Annotated in this window: 12 protein-coding genes and 1 other RNA gene; all 13 read left to right on the top strand. The window is 45.5% G+C overall.

The window, feature by feature from the left end; genetic code table 11:
* Window positions 1-12: 12 nt before the first annotated feature.
* An RNA gene (gene ffs, locus ABXT70_RS08045) (signal recognition particle sRNA small type) lies at window positions 13-109 on the top strand.
* Between the two features lie 540 nt (window positions 110-649).
* Entirely contained in the window at window positions 650-1540 is an 891-nt protein-coding gene (locus ABXT70_RS08040) for a DMT family transporter (RefSeq protein ID WP_443639976.1), read from the top strand.
* A 28-nt stretch (window positions 1541-1568) separates the two neighbouring features.
* Window positions 1569-2459 carry an aminotransferase class IV gene (locus ABXT70_RS08035; RefSeq protein ID WP_443639975.1) on the top strand — a complete coding sequence of 297 codons (891 nt, stop codon included), beginning with the start codon at window positions 1569-1571 and terminating at the stop codon, window positions 2457-2459.
* A gap of 317 nt (window positions 2460-2776) precedes the next feature.
* Window positions 2777-4564, top strand: coding sequence for a DNA polymerase III subunit gamma/tau (gene dnaX / locus ABXT70_RS08030; RefSeq protein WP_443639974.1), 1788 nt, complete (start codon window positions 2777-2779; stop codon window positions 4562-4564).
* Between the two features lie 21 nt (window positions 4565-4585).
* Window positions 4586-4912, top strand: a complete 327-nt coding sequence (locus tag ABXT70_RS08025; protein WP_443639973.1) for a YbaB/EbfC family nucleoid-associated protein — start codon at window positions 4586-4588, stop codon at window positions 4910-4912.
* Window positions 4913-4934: 22 nt separating this feature from the next.
* Window positions 4935-5546: a recombination mediator RecR gene (recR, locus tag ABXT70_RS08020; protein ID WP_443639972.1), complete on the top strand. Its 612-nt coding sequence runs from the start codon at window positions 4935-4937 to the stop codon at window positions 5544-5546.
* 2 nt (window positions 5547-5548) lie between these two features.
* Window positions 5549-6667 (top strand): ribonuclease D, encoded by a 1119-nt coding sequence (rnd, locus tag ABXT70_RS08015; RefSeq protein WP_443639971.1) that lies wholly within the window; start codon window positions 5549-5551, stop codon window positions 6665-6667.
* Window positions 6667-6963: a YcgL domain-containing protein gene (locus tag ABXT70_RS08010; RefSeq protein WP_443639970.1), complete on the top strand. Its 297-nt coding sequence runs from the start codon at window positions 6667-6669 to the stop codon at window positions 6961-6963. The genes rnd and ABXT70_RS08010 overlap by 1 nt, the downstream gene beginning before the upstream one ends.
* A gap of 23 nt (window positions 6964-6986) precedes the next feature.
* Window positions 6987-7448 carry a YcgN family cysteine cluster protein gene (locus ABXT70_RS08005; RefSeq protein ID WP_443639969.1) on the top strand — a complete coding sequence of 154 codons (462 nt, stop codon included), beginning with the start codon at window positions 6987-6989 and terminating at the stop codon, window positions 7446-7448.
* Between the two features lie 81 nt (window positions 7449-7529).
* Window positions 7530-9095, top strand: a complete 1566-nt coding sequence (locus tag ABXT70_RS08000) for a VWA domain-containing protein (protein ID WP_443639968.1) — start codon at window positions 7530-7532, stop codon at window positions 9093-9095.
* An 88-nt stretch (window positions 9096-9183) separates the two neighbouring features.
* Entirely contained in the window at window positions 9184-9951 is a 768-nt protein-coding gene (locus ABXT70_RS07995; protein ID WP_443639967.1) for a class II glutamine amidotransferase, read from the top strand.
* A 135-nt stretch (window positions 9952-10086) separates the two neighbouring features.
* Complete coding sequence (locus ABXT70_RS07990; RefSeq protein ID WP_443639966.1) at window positions 10087-11709, top strand: AMP-binding protein; 1623 nt, start codon at window positions 10087-10089, stop codon at window positions 11707-11709.
* A 90-nt stretch (window positions 11710-11799) separates the two neighbouring features.
* Window positions 11800-15699, top strand: a complete 3900-nt coding sequence (gene hrpA / locus ABXT70_RS07985; protein ID WP_443639965.1) for an ATP-dependent RNA helicase HrpA — start codon at window positions 11800-11802, stop codon at window positions 15697-15699.
* Window positions 15700-15964: the final 265 nt, after the last annotated feature.

Raw genomic sequence — 15964 nt, 5'->3', positions numbered from 1 at the left:
TTATGGTAGCCCTATTGGTCCCCACGCAACGATAAACCGTAAACCTGGTCAGGCCTGGAAGGGAGCAGCCACAGCGGTGGATTTGTGTGCCGAGGTGTGGCTGATAGGGGTACCACCATTCTCATGATTTATATCGCAATTTAGCTGATTTTAGGCACTTATTGAAGCAAGTGGACCACATGGTGGAACACATGGCTAATCCTTTAGCTTACAATTAGTCTTTACATTATCGCGTGTGGTTCTTTCGCATTCGCGTACCATACATCTTCAACCTCATTTCAGGCACACTTGGGGTCTTATGTTTACTGCAAACAAAATGCAGGGGGCAGGCGGTTATCAGGTACTCCAAATTAATTCAACAAACTGTTTAACTGTTATTAGCAGTCAACAAGAAGTTGAATGCTAATTAGGTTATCTAAGCCATTATTTAATACAGAACTGTTTACAAAGCATCTTGAAGATGGTTATAAACAAGCATATCAGCGTTATTTTTCAGGGGATAACCCAAAAGATATTTTTGTTTCAAAATAAAGACCAGTTTAATTGGTAATTTATTATTTTTGCTGAAGCTATGATGCTTTAATAAGGCATTCGAAACACCATATTTGGTGGCGTATTACATTTTATTTGACCAAGGAAGCAGCGCAAAATGGTGACCATTAATCAAAGTAATAATAAAATGGGTGCGCTTCACCTGATTGGCGAACTCGCCATGTCATTTGTTTTGGCAAGTATGGTAAAAGTCTTGCAACCAGATTTTTCTGTGTTTTTGATTTTGTTTTTTCGCTACCTATTTTGCCTCCCACTATTAGTCGCTTATGCAATTTATTCTAGGGGTCCTAAGTTCCTTAGTATTACTAATATTCCGGGCCTTGCATTAAGAACTGTGTTCGGTTTTTTGGGACTAACCACGTGGTTTTTAGCAATCACCAACATCGATATCAGCCTTGCTACAGCGCTAACACAGACCATGCCGATTTTTATAACGGGCTTCTCCGTTGTAATTGCTGGAGAACAAGTGGGCTTGAAGCGCTTAGTGTCAGTTTTAGTTGGCTTCTTGGGCGTTCTGGTTCTTATATTTCCAATAACACCAGCACTGAATCTCTGGGGTGTTCTATACGCTCTACTTGCCGCCGTGTTTTCAGCCCTTATGTTTGTGTACTTGCGAGTACTAGGCCGAACAGATCCTGCAGTTTCAACGTCTATTTGGTATAACTTCACCGGACTAATTCTTGCTGGGTTGTTAACCTACAGCCTAGACAGTTTTGAAGCCGTTACTAGTCTTTCAACTCCAGACTCCCTGTATCTCCTTATCGCTTTAGGTTTTTTGGCAAGTTTTCAGCAATATTTCCTTGCTCAGAGTCATATGTATGCCCAGGCTTCTATACTTGCCCCCTTGCACTTTCTTGCTATTCCTTTTGGGATAGGTGTGGGCATACTGCTATTTGATGAAATCATAACGCTAAAATTCTTAGCGGGTACGGCAATTATTATAGCCTCTACATATTATATTGTTCTGCGACAACAGGCTAACCAATAACCAGTATTATGCTGTTGGGGCATTACCTATGACAACTCAAAGCCTAGCTTATGTAAATGGTGAAATAGTGCCCATTAGTGAGGCTAAAATATCGCTATTAGATTGGGGTTTTTTACATTCTGATGCCACTTATGATGTGGCTCATGTGTGGGAAGGGCATTTTTTCCATTTGAACGAACATTTGGATCGTTACTATGCTGGCATGGAAAAGTTGCGCATGTCGATCCCCTATAATAAAGCCCAGCTGACGGCATTGTTATTGCAGCTTGTGGCGCAAAGTGGTTTGCGCCATGCCTATGTGGAAATGATTACTACCCGTGGCCAGCCTGAGCCCGGGTCTCGAGATCCGCGCACTTGTACTAATCAATTTTTTGCATTTGTAGTGCCCTTTGTGTGGATTAGTCAGCCAGACCAAGGCTTACACATAGCTATAAGTCAACAGCAACGTATACCTACCGAATCTGTTGATCCTACAATTAAAAACTACCATTGGTTAGACTTGGTAATGGGGCAGTTTGAAGCCTATGACCGAGGCGCGCAAACTGCCGCCGTGGTGGATGCCAATGGCAACATAAAAGAGGGGCCAGGGTTTAATATTTTTATTATTAAAGATAGCCAATTATTCACAACAGCAGAAGGCGTGCTGCTGGGCATTACCCGTCAAACTGCCATACAATTGGCTCAACAACTAGGCATGCAAGTAGTGTTTGGCGAAGTGTCTGCAGACGCTTTTCGAAATGCAGATGAAACCTTTGCTACGAGCACGGCTGGCGGCATCATGGCCATCACACAGGTAGATGATAATGTGATTGGAGATGGCCAAATAGGCCCCTTAACCCAGCAATTAAAAGACGCCTACTGGGCCATGCACAAACAACCCAATTATGCCACTGAAGTGGTTTATGAGTCAGAGCCTTAGTTCAAAAAGACATGTGCCTAGCACAGAAAAACTATGCATTAAAAAGCCGATATTCTAAACGCTGACATTGACATTACTGTGCCCGTGCCACTAGTAAAGAGCTTGATGTCAGTTGGTGCTGCAATCGCCCTGATATATTTAAGTTGGAAGTGGATAGGCGGCCGCTCGCTCTAGCTAGTTTTATTACTTGAACCGATGGAGAATCACACTGCTGTAATTGAAGTGGCTGGTGGCAGGTTAGTTGGTAGCTTTAATTGTGCGTGGCTCATATAATGTCTGTCTCTAGGTTGTCTTTTTAATGAGAGAGTGCACGCTGCATGTCATATCAGGTTTTAGCCCGTAAATGGCGGCCCCAAAATTTCCACACCATGGTGGGTCAAGAGCATGTTTTACGCGCCTTGGTTCATGCCTTAGACGAACAGCGTTTACATCATGCTTATTTGTTTGCGGGTACCCGTGGTGTTGGCAAAACAACCATTGCGCGAATATTGGCGAGATGCCTTAATTGTGAAGAAGGTGTCAGTTCCACACCCTGTGGCGTGTGTTCTAGTTGCGTTGAGATTACTGAAGGCCGCTTCGTTGATTTAATTGAAGTGGATGCGGCATCACGTACCAAAGTAGAAGATACCCGAGAACTGCTAGATAACGTTCAATACGCACCTACACGAGGTCGTTTTAAGGTTTATCTGATTGACGAAGTACACATGCTCTCTACCAGCAGTTTTAATGCGCTGCTTAAAACTTTGGAAGAACCACCACCACACGTAAAATTCCTATTAGCCACTACAGATCCACAAAAACTACCTATTACTGTACTTTCTAGGTGTTTACAATTTAATCTAAAGAACATGCCGGCCGAACAGGTGGCAGGACATTTGCGCAACGTTCTTACAAGCGAAACCATACCCTTTGCAGAAGCTTCATTGTGGCAGCTTGGCCGGGCAGCCAAAGGCAGCATGCGTGATGCCTTGAGCCTTACGGATCAGGCCATTGCCTTTTGTGGTGGCGACTTAACCGAAACTGCCGTTAACCAAATGTTGGGCAGTATTGATCAGGGTAAAGTTGTTGCCATTGTTAGCCAGTTACAACAGGGTAACGCTGGTGAATTGCTTAAGCTCATTGGAGAACTGGCAGAGCAGGGGCAAGATTTTGCTGTAGCCTTAGAAGATCTGCTGAGTTTGTTACATCAAGTGGCTATTTGTCAGGTATTGCCCGATGCGCCTGTTTCGGTCCAATTTGATAAAACTAAGGTGTTAGATTTAGCTCAAAATACCAGTCCTGCAGACCTACAGCTATTCTATCAAATGGGTATTATGGCCCGTAAAGACTTAGAGGCAGCGCCAGACTTGCAAGCTGGCTTTGAGATGGCCTTGTTGCGTATGCTCGCCTTTAGGCCGCAGCAACATGCTGGCCAAATGCGCACCACGGCGACTCCGTCTCAGGCACAAGTATTAATGGCGCCACCTGAAGCAGAGCCAGCGCTAGCAACAGTGTCACAAGAGGTACCACAAGACGCGCCGCAAAAAATACTAGACCCTGAAACTATAGTCGCGCCTGCCAATGAGTTGCCACCTTGGGAAGAAGTGTCTGCGCCGCTAGTGCAGCAACAAGCCCCAGAACAAGTACAGCAAGATGTGCCAGAAGAAGCACCTGAGATAGTAGCGGCTTCAAGCCCAGAAAAACCCTGTAACGATTGGACATTAGCCGACCTCAATGAAAATAACTGGACTCAGGTATTTAATGACCTTAATTTATCGGGCATGACTCACGCTATTGCAGCCAATATGGTGTTTGCTAAACGACAAGGCACACAATTACAATTCACCTTGGAGCAAGGCCAAAGCAGCATGCTTAATGTAACCCATCAGGGCCGTATTCGGCAGGCCTTGGAAGAAATGTTTGGTTGTGACCTGCAGTTGGCCATAGACATTGGACAAACTCAAACTGAAACGCCGTTTGCGAGCCGCCAAAGACAAGAAACAGAAAGCCAAGACCAAGCTATAGCATCATTACAAAATGATCCTAATGTAGCCAGTTTAACCACTGCTTTTAATGGCCAGCTAGACGCTAATAGTGTTTTGCCTGTTAACCCTACTAAAACTTAGACTAATTATAGAGAAAAAAATATGTTAAAAGGTGGCATGGGCAATATCATGAAACAAGCCCAAAAAATGCAAGAACAAATGCAACAAGCGCAGGCAGATTTAGCCAAAGCGGAGTTTACCGGTGCCGCTGGTGCTGGTTTAGTGCAGGTAGTAATGACAGGGCGTCATGATGTGAAGCGCGTCAAACTGGATGATTCACTGTTGTCGGAAGACAAAGAAATGTTAGAAGACTTACTGGCGGCTGCGGTCAATGATGCGGTCCGTAAAGTAGAGCAGGCTAGTCAGAATAACATGGCTGATATGACCGCCGGCATGGGTATGCCTGCCGGTTTTAAAATGCCGTTTTAAGTAAATTATAGGTTCAACGTTCATGTCATTTAGCCCCCTTATTGATGATCTTATTGAGTCTCTCCGATGCCTACCTGGCGTAGGCCGTAAGTCAGCCCAACGGATGGCGTTACACATATTAGAGCGTAACCGTGAAGGCGGTGCGGTGCTAGCGCATAGCTTGAACCTTGCGCTTGATAAAGTGGGCCGCTGTGATCAATGCAGAACCCATAGTGAAACACCTGTGTGCCGTATATGTAGACAGTTAGACCGTGACGCTAATACCTTGTGTATTGTAGAAACCCCAGCAGATGTATTGGCTATCGAACAGGGAGCAGGTTTTCGGGGGTTGTATTTTGTACTTATGGGCCACCTTTCACCCATGGATGGCATTGGGCCCAATGAGCTTGGGTTGGACGCGTTAATTTCGCGCCTTAGTGACGAACATGTAACGGAAGTTATTATCGCCACTAATCCCACTATAGAGGGCGACGCAACTGCCCATTTTATTCACCAATTAATTCGTCAGCAGCTAGAGACCCAGGCTATTAATGTCACTCGTATAGCCCATGGAGTTCCCATAGGCGGGGAACTAGAGTATGTCGATAGCGGCACTTTGGCCCACGCCTTTGCCGGACGTAAGAGTTACACCTAACTATGTCACTTGTTTACCAATATATTGATACCAATGAAGGCCTCAAACTTGCTTGCCAACAACTCATTCAAGCCCCGGCTATTGCAGTAGATACCGAGTTTGTAAGGGTAGATACCTTTTATCCTATCCCAGGCCTCTTGCAACTGGCCGCTGCTGGGGAAACCTTTTTAGTCGATCCGTTAACCATTGACGATTGGCAGCCGTTGCAAACGTTATTAACAGATCCAGACACCCTTAAAGTCATGCACGCCTGCAGTGAAGATTTAGAGCTGTTCCAACATTGGCTTGAATTGCGACCTACACCCATAGCAGATACACAAATTGCTGCCGCTTTTGTAGATATGGGGTTGTCGCCGGGTTATCAAAGTTTGGTATTAGATTTGTTGGGAGAAACTGTAGACAAGGGAGAGACACGCTCCGACTGGCTACAGCGCCCATTGCGAGATTCCCAATGTCACTATGCAGCAATGGACGTGGCCCACTTAATGCAGTGTTACGACATTTTAGCGCAACGCTTAAAAGACAAAGGCGTGTGGCAGTGGTTTTTGGAAGATATGCAGCGCTTGGCTCAGCCTAAAGTACCCATTGCCCCGGACATGGCCTATACCCAAATGAAGAACGCATGGCGTTTACAGGGCAACTCTGTAGGCCGCTTGCGCGCCTTAGCCGCTTGGCGAGAAAGCGTGGCTCGCAGTGAGAACAGGCCAAAGAATTTTGTGGTCAAAGACACCAGTTTAATTGAAATGGCGCGCACAAATCCTGCTGACCTAAATGAAATTGGCCAGTGCCAAGATGTGCGTCCAAGTAGTTTAAGGCGTTATGGAAAACAATGGCTATCTATTATGGCGGTATCATCAGAAGTGTTGCCAGGGGTGCAGCAGCCGTTGTCTAAAAATGAAAATAGAGACTACAAGCGGTTGCATAAAGTGGTTATAGACCAAGCCGAAAATGCAGCCATACAAGTGCAATTGATGGGCCGTAAAAAAGAACTGCTTGAGTTATTTGAAGGCTTGCGGAAAAAACAACCGTTTAGCTTACCCAGCAACTGGAAGGGGTGGAGAGAAGAGTTCCTTGCAGAACCTATTGCTAGCGAATATAAACATATCCAAGAGACACATTGATGAGCCAGAAACGTATTATTTGTTCTATTTACCGAAGCAAAAAGAAAGATGAAATGTATCTTTACGTGGATAAAACTAAAGCCCTAAGCCTAGTGCCAGAATCTTTGCTGTCTATGTTTGGGGAACCCGAGCACCGTATGGATATGCTGCTTACGGCTGACAAAAAGTTAGCCAAAGCCAATGCAGAAGATATATTGTCTAACATTGATGAGAAGGGTTACTATTTACAAATGCCTCCAGTGCGTGAAAAATACATGCTAGATATGTATAAAACGCCTGTTAACCCTACCTACTAATCACTACTGATAAGCTAGACCATATGACAGATTCAAAACAAACAGGGTTTTGGAAAACAACAGCACCCAAAGAGATGACGAGCCAGCAATGGGAATCCCTTTGTGATGGCTGTGGGCGTTGTTGTTTACAAAAATTAATCGATGACGACGTACCTTTGATGTATCACACCAGTGTGGCGTGCCGATATCTGGACCTTAAGTCTTGCCAGTGTAGCGTTTACGAAACCCGACAAGATAAAGTGTCGGACTGTACTTTGGTTACAGCTGATACCGTGGCAGATTACAACTGGTTACCCGAAACTTGTGGTTATAGACGAGTGTCTGCAGGTAAAGACTTACCTGATTGGCATCCATTAGTGACAGGTGATCCAAAGTCCACCGTAAAAGCCGGTATGACAGTGCGTAAATGGGCCATATCAGAGGACAAAGTGTCAGAGAGTCGTTGGGGTGAACACATCATTGAAATCCAACAACTTGGTGAATAAAGGGAGCTAGTGCCACTTAGTGCAGTACCCTTAGATTGTGTTAAAGTAAGTGGAATAAAAATAATAATTGGGTTTGAATCTATGTTCAAGTTTCATATTATACGCAGTATAAGTGCGGCACTTTTCATCATTGTTATGGCCGTCAGTCAACCCGCTCTGAGCCAAACACTATCTAACCAGATGGATATTCGAGTGTTGATCGATGTGTCTGGCAGTATGAAGAACACAGACCCAAATGACTTGCGTATTCCAGCTTTACAAGTATTAACTCAGTTGATACCCACAGGCAGTAAAGCGGGTATTTGGCAGTTTGCTGACAGTCCTACAGTTATCGTCCCACACGGTGTTGTTAATACCCAATGGCAGCAGCAAGCTGCTGTCGCAGCGCAACAAATTTCCTCCACTGGCCAATTTACTGATATTGGGGCAGCCCTTAAAGCAGCGTCATTTAACGCTCAAGACCAAGCACAAGGCAGGCAGTTACATGTAATATTGTTAACTGATGGTATGGTTGATGTGAGCAAAGATGTGGCCGAGAATAAACGTGCCCGCAGAGCACTACTAGAAACTATATTACAACAATACATCGATATGGGTGCCCGCGTGCACACCGTTGGTTTATCCCACAAGGCAGATGTGTCTACACTAGTCGCAATGGCCCAACGTACCGATGGGTTGTTTGAGGTGGCAGTTGATGCCGATCAGCTGCTAGATATATTCTTAAGGGCGCTGGACAATACGGTGATCACCCAACAAGTTCCAGTGCAGCAGCTTGAGCAATCCTTCCAGGTGCAGTTGGGCGTTGAATACATGACCATTGTAGTGGAGAAAAATGGCGATGAGCAGGTAGAGTTTAAGGATGGCAAGCAGCGTATTTTTGGACGACAACAAACCCTAGCTAACCAACAATGGCAATCTTCATCAACCCATGATGTGATTAGGGTTCAAAACCCCACGCCTGGTACCTGGACCTTAATCAGTGATACAGCCACCCTGAAACGTGTAAACGTGGTGGGCCAGTTACAAATTCTGCTGGAACAAAGTCATCAAAATATAAAAGTAGGCCAGCGCAGTTACATCGATGTTCAGCTTGCCAATGAACAAAGTGACCTGTTATCCGCAGAGCAGCTTCAAGGTTTTAATCTTAAGGTGGTCATGGACCAGGGTGGTAAAGAGGTGTTTAATCAGCAGCAAGCATTTGTAGCTGATACAAAAACCCGCATGAACTTACCCGCCCTCGATCAACCCGGTATGTATAACCTAACTATATCGGTAGTTAATGGCCAGCTAATTCGTACCATTAACCGTAGCCTTAGAGTGCATCCTATAGTAGCGATCCAACAAAACACCACCAGCGTTCCAGTTGCAGAAGAAGTGATTGTGGTTTCTGAAACTTCGTCTAACACGGCAAGCCAAACTGAGGAGCTGGTGGTAAGTAACGAGACCGCATCACTAGAACTACAGGCACTTATGGAAGAGCAGGCAACTGTCGTGGTAGCAGCCGAAATTGCCGAACCAGAGACTACCACTAGCCAGGTCGAAACGACTCAATCTAATTACTGGCGTTGGCTAATTGGTGGTGGGGCAGGCCTTGTGTTGTTGCTTTTATTGGTTATGTTACGTCGAACATATAAATCGCCTAAATAAATGCAAAATAATACTTGAGCATATGGGGTGGCTTCCAAGATAATGATGGTTAAATTTAGCTAATTAAGTCAGGCTCGGAGCCAACCCTATGTGTGAACTTTTAGGCATGAGTGCCAATGTGCCTACGGATATCTGTTTTAGCTTCACCGGGCTTATGCAACGGGGTGGTGGCAGTGGGCCCCATCGTGATGGTTGGGGTATTACCTTTTATGTCGGTAAAGGCTGCCGTTCTTTTCACGACCCACAGCCTAGTTCCAATTCTGAAGTTGCACGCTTGGTTCAACGTCATTCCATGAAGTCTCACATTGTTATTAGTCATATACGCCAAGCCAATGTGGGTAATACCTGTTTAGAGAATACTCACCCTTTCCAAAGAGAGCTCTGGGGCCAGCATTGGACCTTTGCTCATAATGGGCAACTGACCGATACCTCTAGTTTACCTCTAAGCCACTACTTACCCGTGGGAGATACGGATAGCGAACATGTGTTTTGTTGGTTGCTGGGTGAATTGCGTACGGCTTTTCCTAAACCGCCGTCAGACAGTTCTGTAGTGCGATATTTCTTGCAACAGCGTTGTCAGTTTTTAAAGACCTTAGGGGTGTTTAATATGCTGCTTTCTGACGGCGACCATCTTTATTGTTTCTGCTCAACTAAGCTAAGCTGGATTACCCGTAGAGCGCCATTTGGTGAAGCCTGCTTAAGCGACGCCGATGTTAACGTAGACTTTGGCCAAGAGACTACACCCAATGACATCGTTTCCGTTGTGGCGACAGAGCCTTTAACGGACAACGAGACATGGCATACCCTGCATCCTGGTAATATGTTGGTACTGCACAAAGGTGTGGCGTTAAGTTAGCTTTTGGTTTAATTTTTTGGTTTAACTTTTTTAACTCAGACGCTTAGAGAAATGACTTGAAAGTTTTACTGGTTTTCAAACACATGTTTGATTAGCATGGGTATTAATAACCATAACAATAATTAAAGGTCTATTATGATTCAAATCGCTGGTGTAGAACTTGGCCAATACCAATCTGTAACTGATGTTTTTTTAGAAGCCTGTGATAAACATGCACAAAAGCCCGCCTATAGCTGCATGGGGCAAACTTTGTCATTTGAAGATGTTGAGCGTCTAACCGCTAACTTTGCATCCTATTTGCAAAACCACACAGACCTTGAGGTTGGTGACCGTATAGCTATCCAGCTGCCTAACGTGTTGCAATTCCCTATTGCTATATTTGGCGCCATGCGCGCAGGCATGGTGGTGGTGAATACCAACCCGCTGTATACCGCCCGAGAAATGGAGCACCAATTTAATGACTCGGGTGCCAAGGCCTTACTCATTCTTGCCAACATGGCGCATCTTGCTGAACAAGTGGTGCCAAAAACAGGCATTAAACATGTCATAGTTACCGAATTGGCAGACATGCATCCGTTTGCAAAGCGTTTATTAATTAACACTGTGGTGAAACGTGTTAAAAAAATGGTGCCGGCCTATGCTTTACCCCAGGCCCTAAGTTTTCGTGACGCATTGGCACTTGGTGCTAAAAAAGCTCCAACAGCTGTTGCTTTAAGTCTAGACGATACGGCCGTATTACAATACACCGGGGGCACCACAGGGGTTTCTAAGGGCGCCCAGTTACTCCAAAAAAACCTTGTATCTAACATGATGCAGGTGCGTGAACTGATTGTGAACATTTTGGACACTGACACAGAAGTAGTAATAGCTCCATTACCCCTGTATCACATCTATGCCTTTACGGTGAGTTTAGTTATGTCAGATATGGGCCATGAACTTGTACTGATTCCTAACCCCCGTGATATTCCAGGTTTTGTTAAAGAGCTAAGTAGGCACAAGTTCACCTCCTTTATCGGTCTTAATACTTTATTTGTTGCTTTATGCAATAACAAAGACTTTACCGAGCTCGATTTTTCTCATCTAAAACATACTCTTTCTGGTGGTATGGCGCTAACAGAAGCAGCAGCAGCGACTTGGAAAAAAGTAACTGCCTGTGAAGTACAAGAAGCCTATGGGCTTACAGAAACCTCACCTGCAGTCTCATTTAACCCTTACCATGACATTCGTTTAGGTACTATTGGTAAAGCCCTGCCGGGCACTCAAGTGAAGGTGATTGGAACAGATGGCAGTGATCTAGGGTTTAATCAAGAAGGTGAACTCTGTGTCAAGGGCCCTCAGGTCATGGCGGGTTACTGGCAGCTTCCAGAGGCCACAGCAGCGGTTTTGGGAGCCGATGGTTGGTTTAAAACTGGCGACGTTGCTATTCTTGCTGAAGATGGTTTTATTCGATTAGTTGACCGTATGAAAGACATGATTATTGTGTCTGGTTTTAATGTGTACCCTAACGAAATTGATGATATTGCCAGTCAACACTCAGGCATTTTAGAATGTGCTGCCGTAGGTATTCCCAACGAAGTGAGTGGTGAAACGGTGAAGCTGTTTGTGGTTAAGTCTGACCCTGGTTTGACAGAAGCTGATGTGATCGCCCATTGTCGTGAAAACTTAACAGCATATAAAGTACCTAAAGAAGTTGAGTTTAAAGACGAGCTGCCTAAAACGAACGTAGGTAAGATCTTACGCCGTGCCTTAAGAGACTAGCAGAATCAGTGGTTTGCGGTTAGCTCTAGAGCGCAGACCACAGATCTATACCATGCTAAACTGCGCACTTTAAAATCATCCCCTTTTTATATGTCTTCTGCATTCTCTAATTGCATGGTCAAAGACCAAGCCGAACTCACACTATTGTTCCAGCGCATTGCCCAACGTCAAAAGCGTGGCCAGCCTTGCGACAAGTTATTGCAACAGCTAGAGACCAAAGCATTATCAAGCCAAACCACCTATCAAAAACGTAAACACGCCTTACCCACGTTAGATTACCCACCCCAACTCCCCGTAACTGGGCAACGGGAAAAGCTAGTCCAATTGATTCGTCAACACCAAGTGGTTGTTTTAGCGGGCGAAACTGGCTCCGGTAAAACCACCCAATTGCCTAAAATCTGCTTAGAAGCAGGGCGTGGTGTTGGTGGCATGATAGGTCATACCCAGCCGCGGCGTTTAGCGGCCAGAACCGTGGGCCAGCGTATCGCTGATGAATTAAACGTACCTCTGGGGCAGCAGGTCGGATTTCAGGTGCGTTTCACAGAACAAGTAAGCGACATTAGCCACATTAAGTTAATGACAGACGGCATCTTGTTAGCGGAAACACGCCAAGATCCTGATTTACTGCGTTACGACACCATTATTGTGGATGAAGCCCACGAGCGTAGTTTAAATATCGACTTTTTGTTGGGTTATCTAAAGCAGCTATTAGCCCGTCGAGATGACCTAAAGCTCATCATTACATCTGCCACTATCGACCTTGAACGGTTTAGCACTCACTTTAGTAACGCGCCAGTGGTTGAGGTGAGTGGACGAACATTCCCTGTAGATTTGTGGTACCGGCCTTTGTTTGCGTCTAAATCAGACCAAGATCAGGACGTACAAACGGGCATTCAGCATGCACTAGAAGAAATAGACCAGCATGAGCGCCAAAGTAAGCAGCACAACGGTGACGTGCTTATTTTCCTCCCGGGCGAACGAGACATAAGAGACATCGCTTTGTTCTTGCGCAAACAGGAGCAAAAGCATTGGCATATTTTGCCTCTTTACGGGCGGTTAAGTTTTAGTGAGCAACAAAAGGTGTTTCAACCGTCTGGTAAAACTGTGGGGCGGCGTATTGTCTTAGCCACCAACGTGGCAGAAACCTCTGTCACTGTGCCTGGCATTCGATATGTTATAGATCCTGGCACGGCTCGCATGAGTCGTTATAGTTATCGTTCTAAAGTGCAGCGCTTGCCTATCGAAGCTATTTCCCAAGCCAGTGCCAATCAACGTAAAGGACGCTGTGGTCGCCTCTCAGCTGGCATTTGTATTCGTCTATATGATGAAGCAGATTTTATTAGCCGGCCAGAGTTTACCGAAGCAGAAATTTTACGTACCAACCTGGCGTCGGTCATCCTGCAAATGCATGACTTAAAGCTGGGCCCGGTTGAAGAGTTCCCTTTTATTGATGCACCGGACAGCCGTTTTGTCAACGATGGCGTTAAATTATTACAAGAGTTAGGTGGTTTGGACCAAAGTCGTCGACTAACAACCTTAGGCAAACAGTTGGCAAGGTTGCCCGTTGATCCTCGCATTGGACGGATGGTGGTGGCGGCCAATGATTGGCATGCATTAAATGAAGTGTTGCTTATTGCCAGTGCACTTACCATTCAAGACCCAAGGGAAAGGCCACAAGACAAACAGCAAGCGGCAGATCAGCAGCATTTGCTGTGGCGCGAAAAAGATTCAGACTTTTTAAGTCTGGTAAACCTGTGGCAAGAATACGAACATCAGCGCCAACAACTTACTCAAAACCAATTGCGCAACTGGTGTAGCAAGCACTTTGTGTCATACCTGCGTATGCGTGAGTGGCGAGAGGTGCATCGACAGCTGTTGTTGATGTGTCAACAGATGGGTTTTAAAACCAATACCGAGCTGGCAAGCTACGAAGCCGTGCACAGGGCGTTGTTAACTGGCTTGTTGGGCCATATTGGCTGTAAGGATGAAGATGGTCAATTTGCTGGGCCCAGGCAACGTAAGTTCTTACTGTTTCCTGGATCTGCACTTGCCAAAAAACCACCCCCTTGGATTATGGCAGCTGAACTGGTAGAAACGTCACGTTTATTTGCTCGCTGCGTTGCCAAAATAGAACCCCAGTGGGTAGAGCAGAGTGCGGGTGGGTTGTTGAAATATAATTATAGCGAGCCGGCTTGGCATAAACGCCAAGGCCAAGTAATGGCGTTTGAACAAGTGAGCTTGTATGGCCTGGTATTGGCCAGTAAGCGCAGAGTGGGTTATGGAAAAATAGACCCAGAAGTGTGCCAACAACTTTTGGTTATGGAAGGTTTGGTGCAGAATAATCTGCTTACCAAAGGCAAGTTTTTGGCCCATAACCAAGCCTTAGTCGAAGGCGTTGAAGCACTAGAAGCCAAGTCTAGAAGACGCGATATTTTAGTGGATGATCAAGTTCTGTTTGATTTCTACAATGGAAAAATGGAAAGTGTTAAGGCACCTATCGTCAGTGCGGCCAGTTTTGAGTCTTGGCGTAAGCATCAAGAAAAGTCGCAGCCTGAGTATTTGTTCTTAGGCCAAGAAGACCTCATGCAGCATGGCGCCGAAGGCATTAACAACAACAGCTTCCCGGATCGCTTAGTCTGGAATGCCATGAGTTGGCCTTTAAGCTATCATTTTGAACCTAACCATGAGCAAGACGGTGTAACTATTGAAGTGCCTGCTAGCCAACTTAAGCGCCTGCCGCTTAAACGTTTGCAGTGGCTAGTGCCTGGTTTATTAAAAGACAAGTTGGCAGCCTTACTAAAAGGCCTACCAAAAGCCCAGCGAAAAGCCTTTGTGCCCGTGCCTCAATACGCTCAAGCGTTATTTGAGGCGCTATCGCCAGACGACGTAGATTTACCCGAGGCCATAGCAAAACATTTACAGCGTATGAGTGGTCGGCCGTTTGATGTGCAGCTGCTGCAGCAAGTGGATGTGGAAACGCATTTGTTAATGAATGTGCAGGTAATGGACGAAGCCGGCCAGCCTATTGCCCAGGGTCGAGACCCATTACGGTTACTAGGGGACTATGCCACCGGCACTACGATCAGCCAAAAATCCAGCGTGGTTCACTCAGTGTTAAAGCAGGGGCTCACTCAATGGGATTTTATGGCGCTGCCAGAAACCATGACCATAGAACAGGGCGCCATGAAACTTCCTGTTTGGCCTGCTATTAAAGACCAAGGTAAGTCAGTAGATATTGTATTTACAGATTCAGCGCAAGAAGCCGAAGCCACAACCCACGATGGCTTAGTGCGCCTTTATCGGCTTGCGGTGAATGAACAAACTAAACACCTAACCAGATCCTTAGCCGCCTTTGGCCAGGCAGAGCTTTTATATGGCGCCCTAGGTACAGCCCAAGAGCTACGAGAACAAATCTTTGACCAGGCGGCAGAGTTAGTGTTTTTGCCAAGTAGCTTAGCCGTCGCAGCCCGGCCTTCTAACGAGGCAGAGTTCAAAGCGTCATTAGAGCAGCGTGGTCACTATCCAGAGGCCGTGGAGCAGGTGCTAACGCTCAGCATAGCATTGCTTAAGCGTAACCATGCAATTAAAAAGTCCCTAAAAGGGCAGTTAAACCTAGCCTGGGCGAATGTGTATCAGGATGTAGGTGGGCAACTTGATCGTATTATGAACAAACAGTTCATAGCCCAAACCCAGTGGCAGTACTTAGAGCAGATGCCACGCTATCTAAAAGCCATAGAAGCAAGGCTAGAGCGATTCAAAAGCCAGTTGCCCAAAGAGAACGCAGCTGTGCAAGAACTCCGTGGCTGGCAGCAGAAGATTGACACAGCCAAGACCCAGTGCCTGTCCTATACGCCAGCGCACAAAGCGCTCAATGATTTTGCCTGGTCCATGGAGGAGTATCGGGTTTCTCTGTTTGCCCAGCAGCTTGGAACCCAAAAACCAATTTCTGCCAAACGTCTACAAAAGCAGTGGGATATGATGAATACTTGACCTCTTTAACAAGAAGCCACGATCCGTGCCCTGAGCCCATTGTAAAAATAATTTTCCCTTATTAAACAATAGGGCACTTACGGCTTGTTACCTACCCTTTTTTAATGGTAACATTGCTTCGCTTTATGAAATATTTGACTAATTGTTTGTTTTTTCAGGCAATTAAAAAAAGTATTACCGTGCATGGCCAAGCCAATAATTTTAATAAATATTAGTTTGGCGGTGTAAAGTAATTGTTTAACTAGCTAGTTAAATTTTATAATTA

The sequence above is a fragment of the Candidatus Njordibacter sp. Uisw_039 genome (assembly GCF_047730075.1).
Taxonomy (GTDB): domain Bacteria; phylum Pseudomonadota; class Gammaproteobacteria; order Pseudomonadales; family Balneatricaceae; genus Njordibacter.
The sequence above is the reverse complement of the archived record's forward strand: the minus strand, read 5'-3'. Positions and strand labels throughout refer to the sequence as shown.

What these genes read in the sequence shown, in the direction of transcription:
- ABXT70_RS08040 (WP_443639976.1), top strand. Translation starts at nt 650, where the DNA reads ATGGTGACCATTAATCAAAGTAATAATAAAATGGGTGCGCTTCACCTG.
- ABXT70_RS08035 (WP_443639975.1), top strand. Translation starts at nt 1,569, where the DNA reads ATGACAACTCAAAGCCTAGCTTATGTAAATGGTGAAATAGTGCCCATT.
- dnaX (WP_443639974.1), top strand. Translation starts at nt 2,777, where the DNA reads ATGTCATATCAGGTTTTAGCCCGTAAATGGCGGCCCCAAAATTTCCAC.
- ABXT70_RS08025 (WP_443639973.1), top strand. Translation starts at nt 4,586, where the DNA reads ATGTTAAAAGGTGGCATGGGCAATATCATGAAACAAGCCCAAAAAATG.
- recR (WP_443639972.1), top strand. Translation starts at nt 4,935, where the DNA reads ATGTCATTTAGCCCCCTTATTGATGATCTTATTGAGTCTCTCCGATGC.
- rnd (WP_443639971.1), top strand. Translation starts at nt 5,549, where the DNA reads ATGTCACTTGTTTACCAATATATTGATACCAATGAAGGCCTCAAACTT.
- ABXT70_RS08010 (WP_443639970.1), top strand. Translation starts at nt 6,667, where the DNA reads ATGAGCCAGAAACGTATTATTTGTTCTATTTACCGAAGCAAAAAGAAA.
- ABXT70_RS08005 (WP_443639969.1), top strand. Translation starts at nt 6,987, where the DNA reads ATGACAGATTCAAAACAAACAGGGTTTTGGAAAACAACAGCACCCAAA.
- ABXT70_RS08000 (WP_443639968.1), top strand. Translation starts at nt 7,530, where the DNA reads ATGTTCAAGTTTCATATTATACGCAGTATAAGTGCGGCACTTTTCATC.
- ABXT70_RS07995 (WP_443639967.1), top strand. Translation starts at nt 9,184, where the DNA reads ATGTGTGAACTTTTAGGCATGAGTGCCAATGTGCCTACGGATATCTGT.
- ABXT70_RS07990 (WP_443639966.1), top strand. Translation starts at nt 10,087, where the DNA reads ATGATTCAAATCGCTGGTGTAGAACTTGGCCAATACCAATCTGTAACT.
- hrpA (WP_443639965.1), top strand. Translation starts at nt 11,800, where the DNA reads ATGTCTTCTGCATTCTCTAATTGCATGGTCAAAGACCAAGCCGAACTC.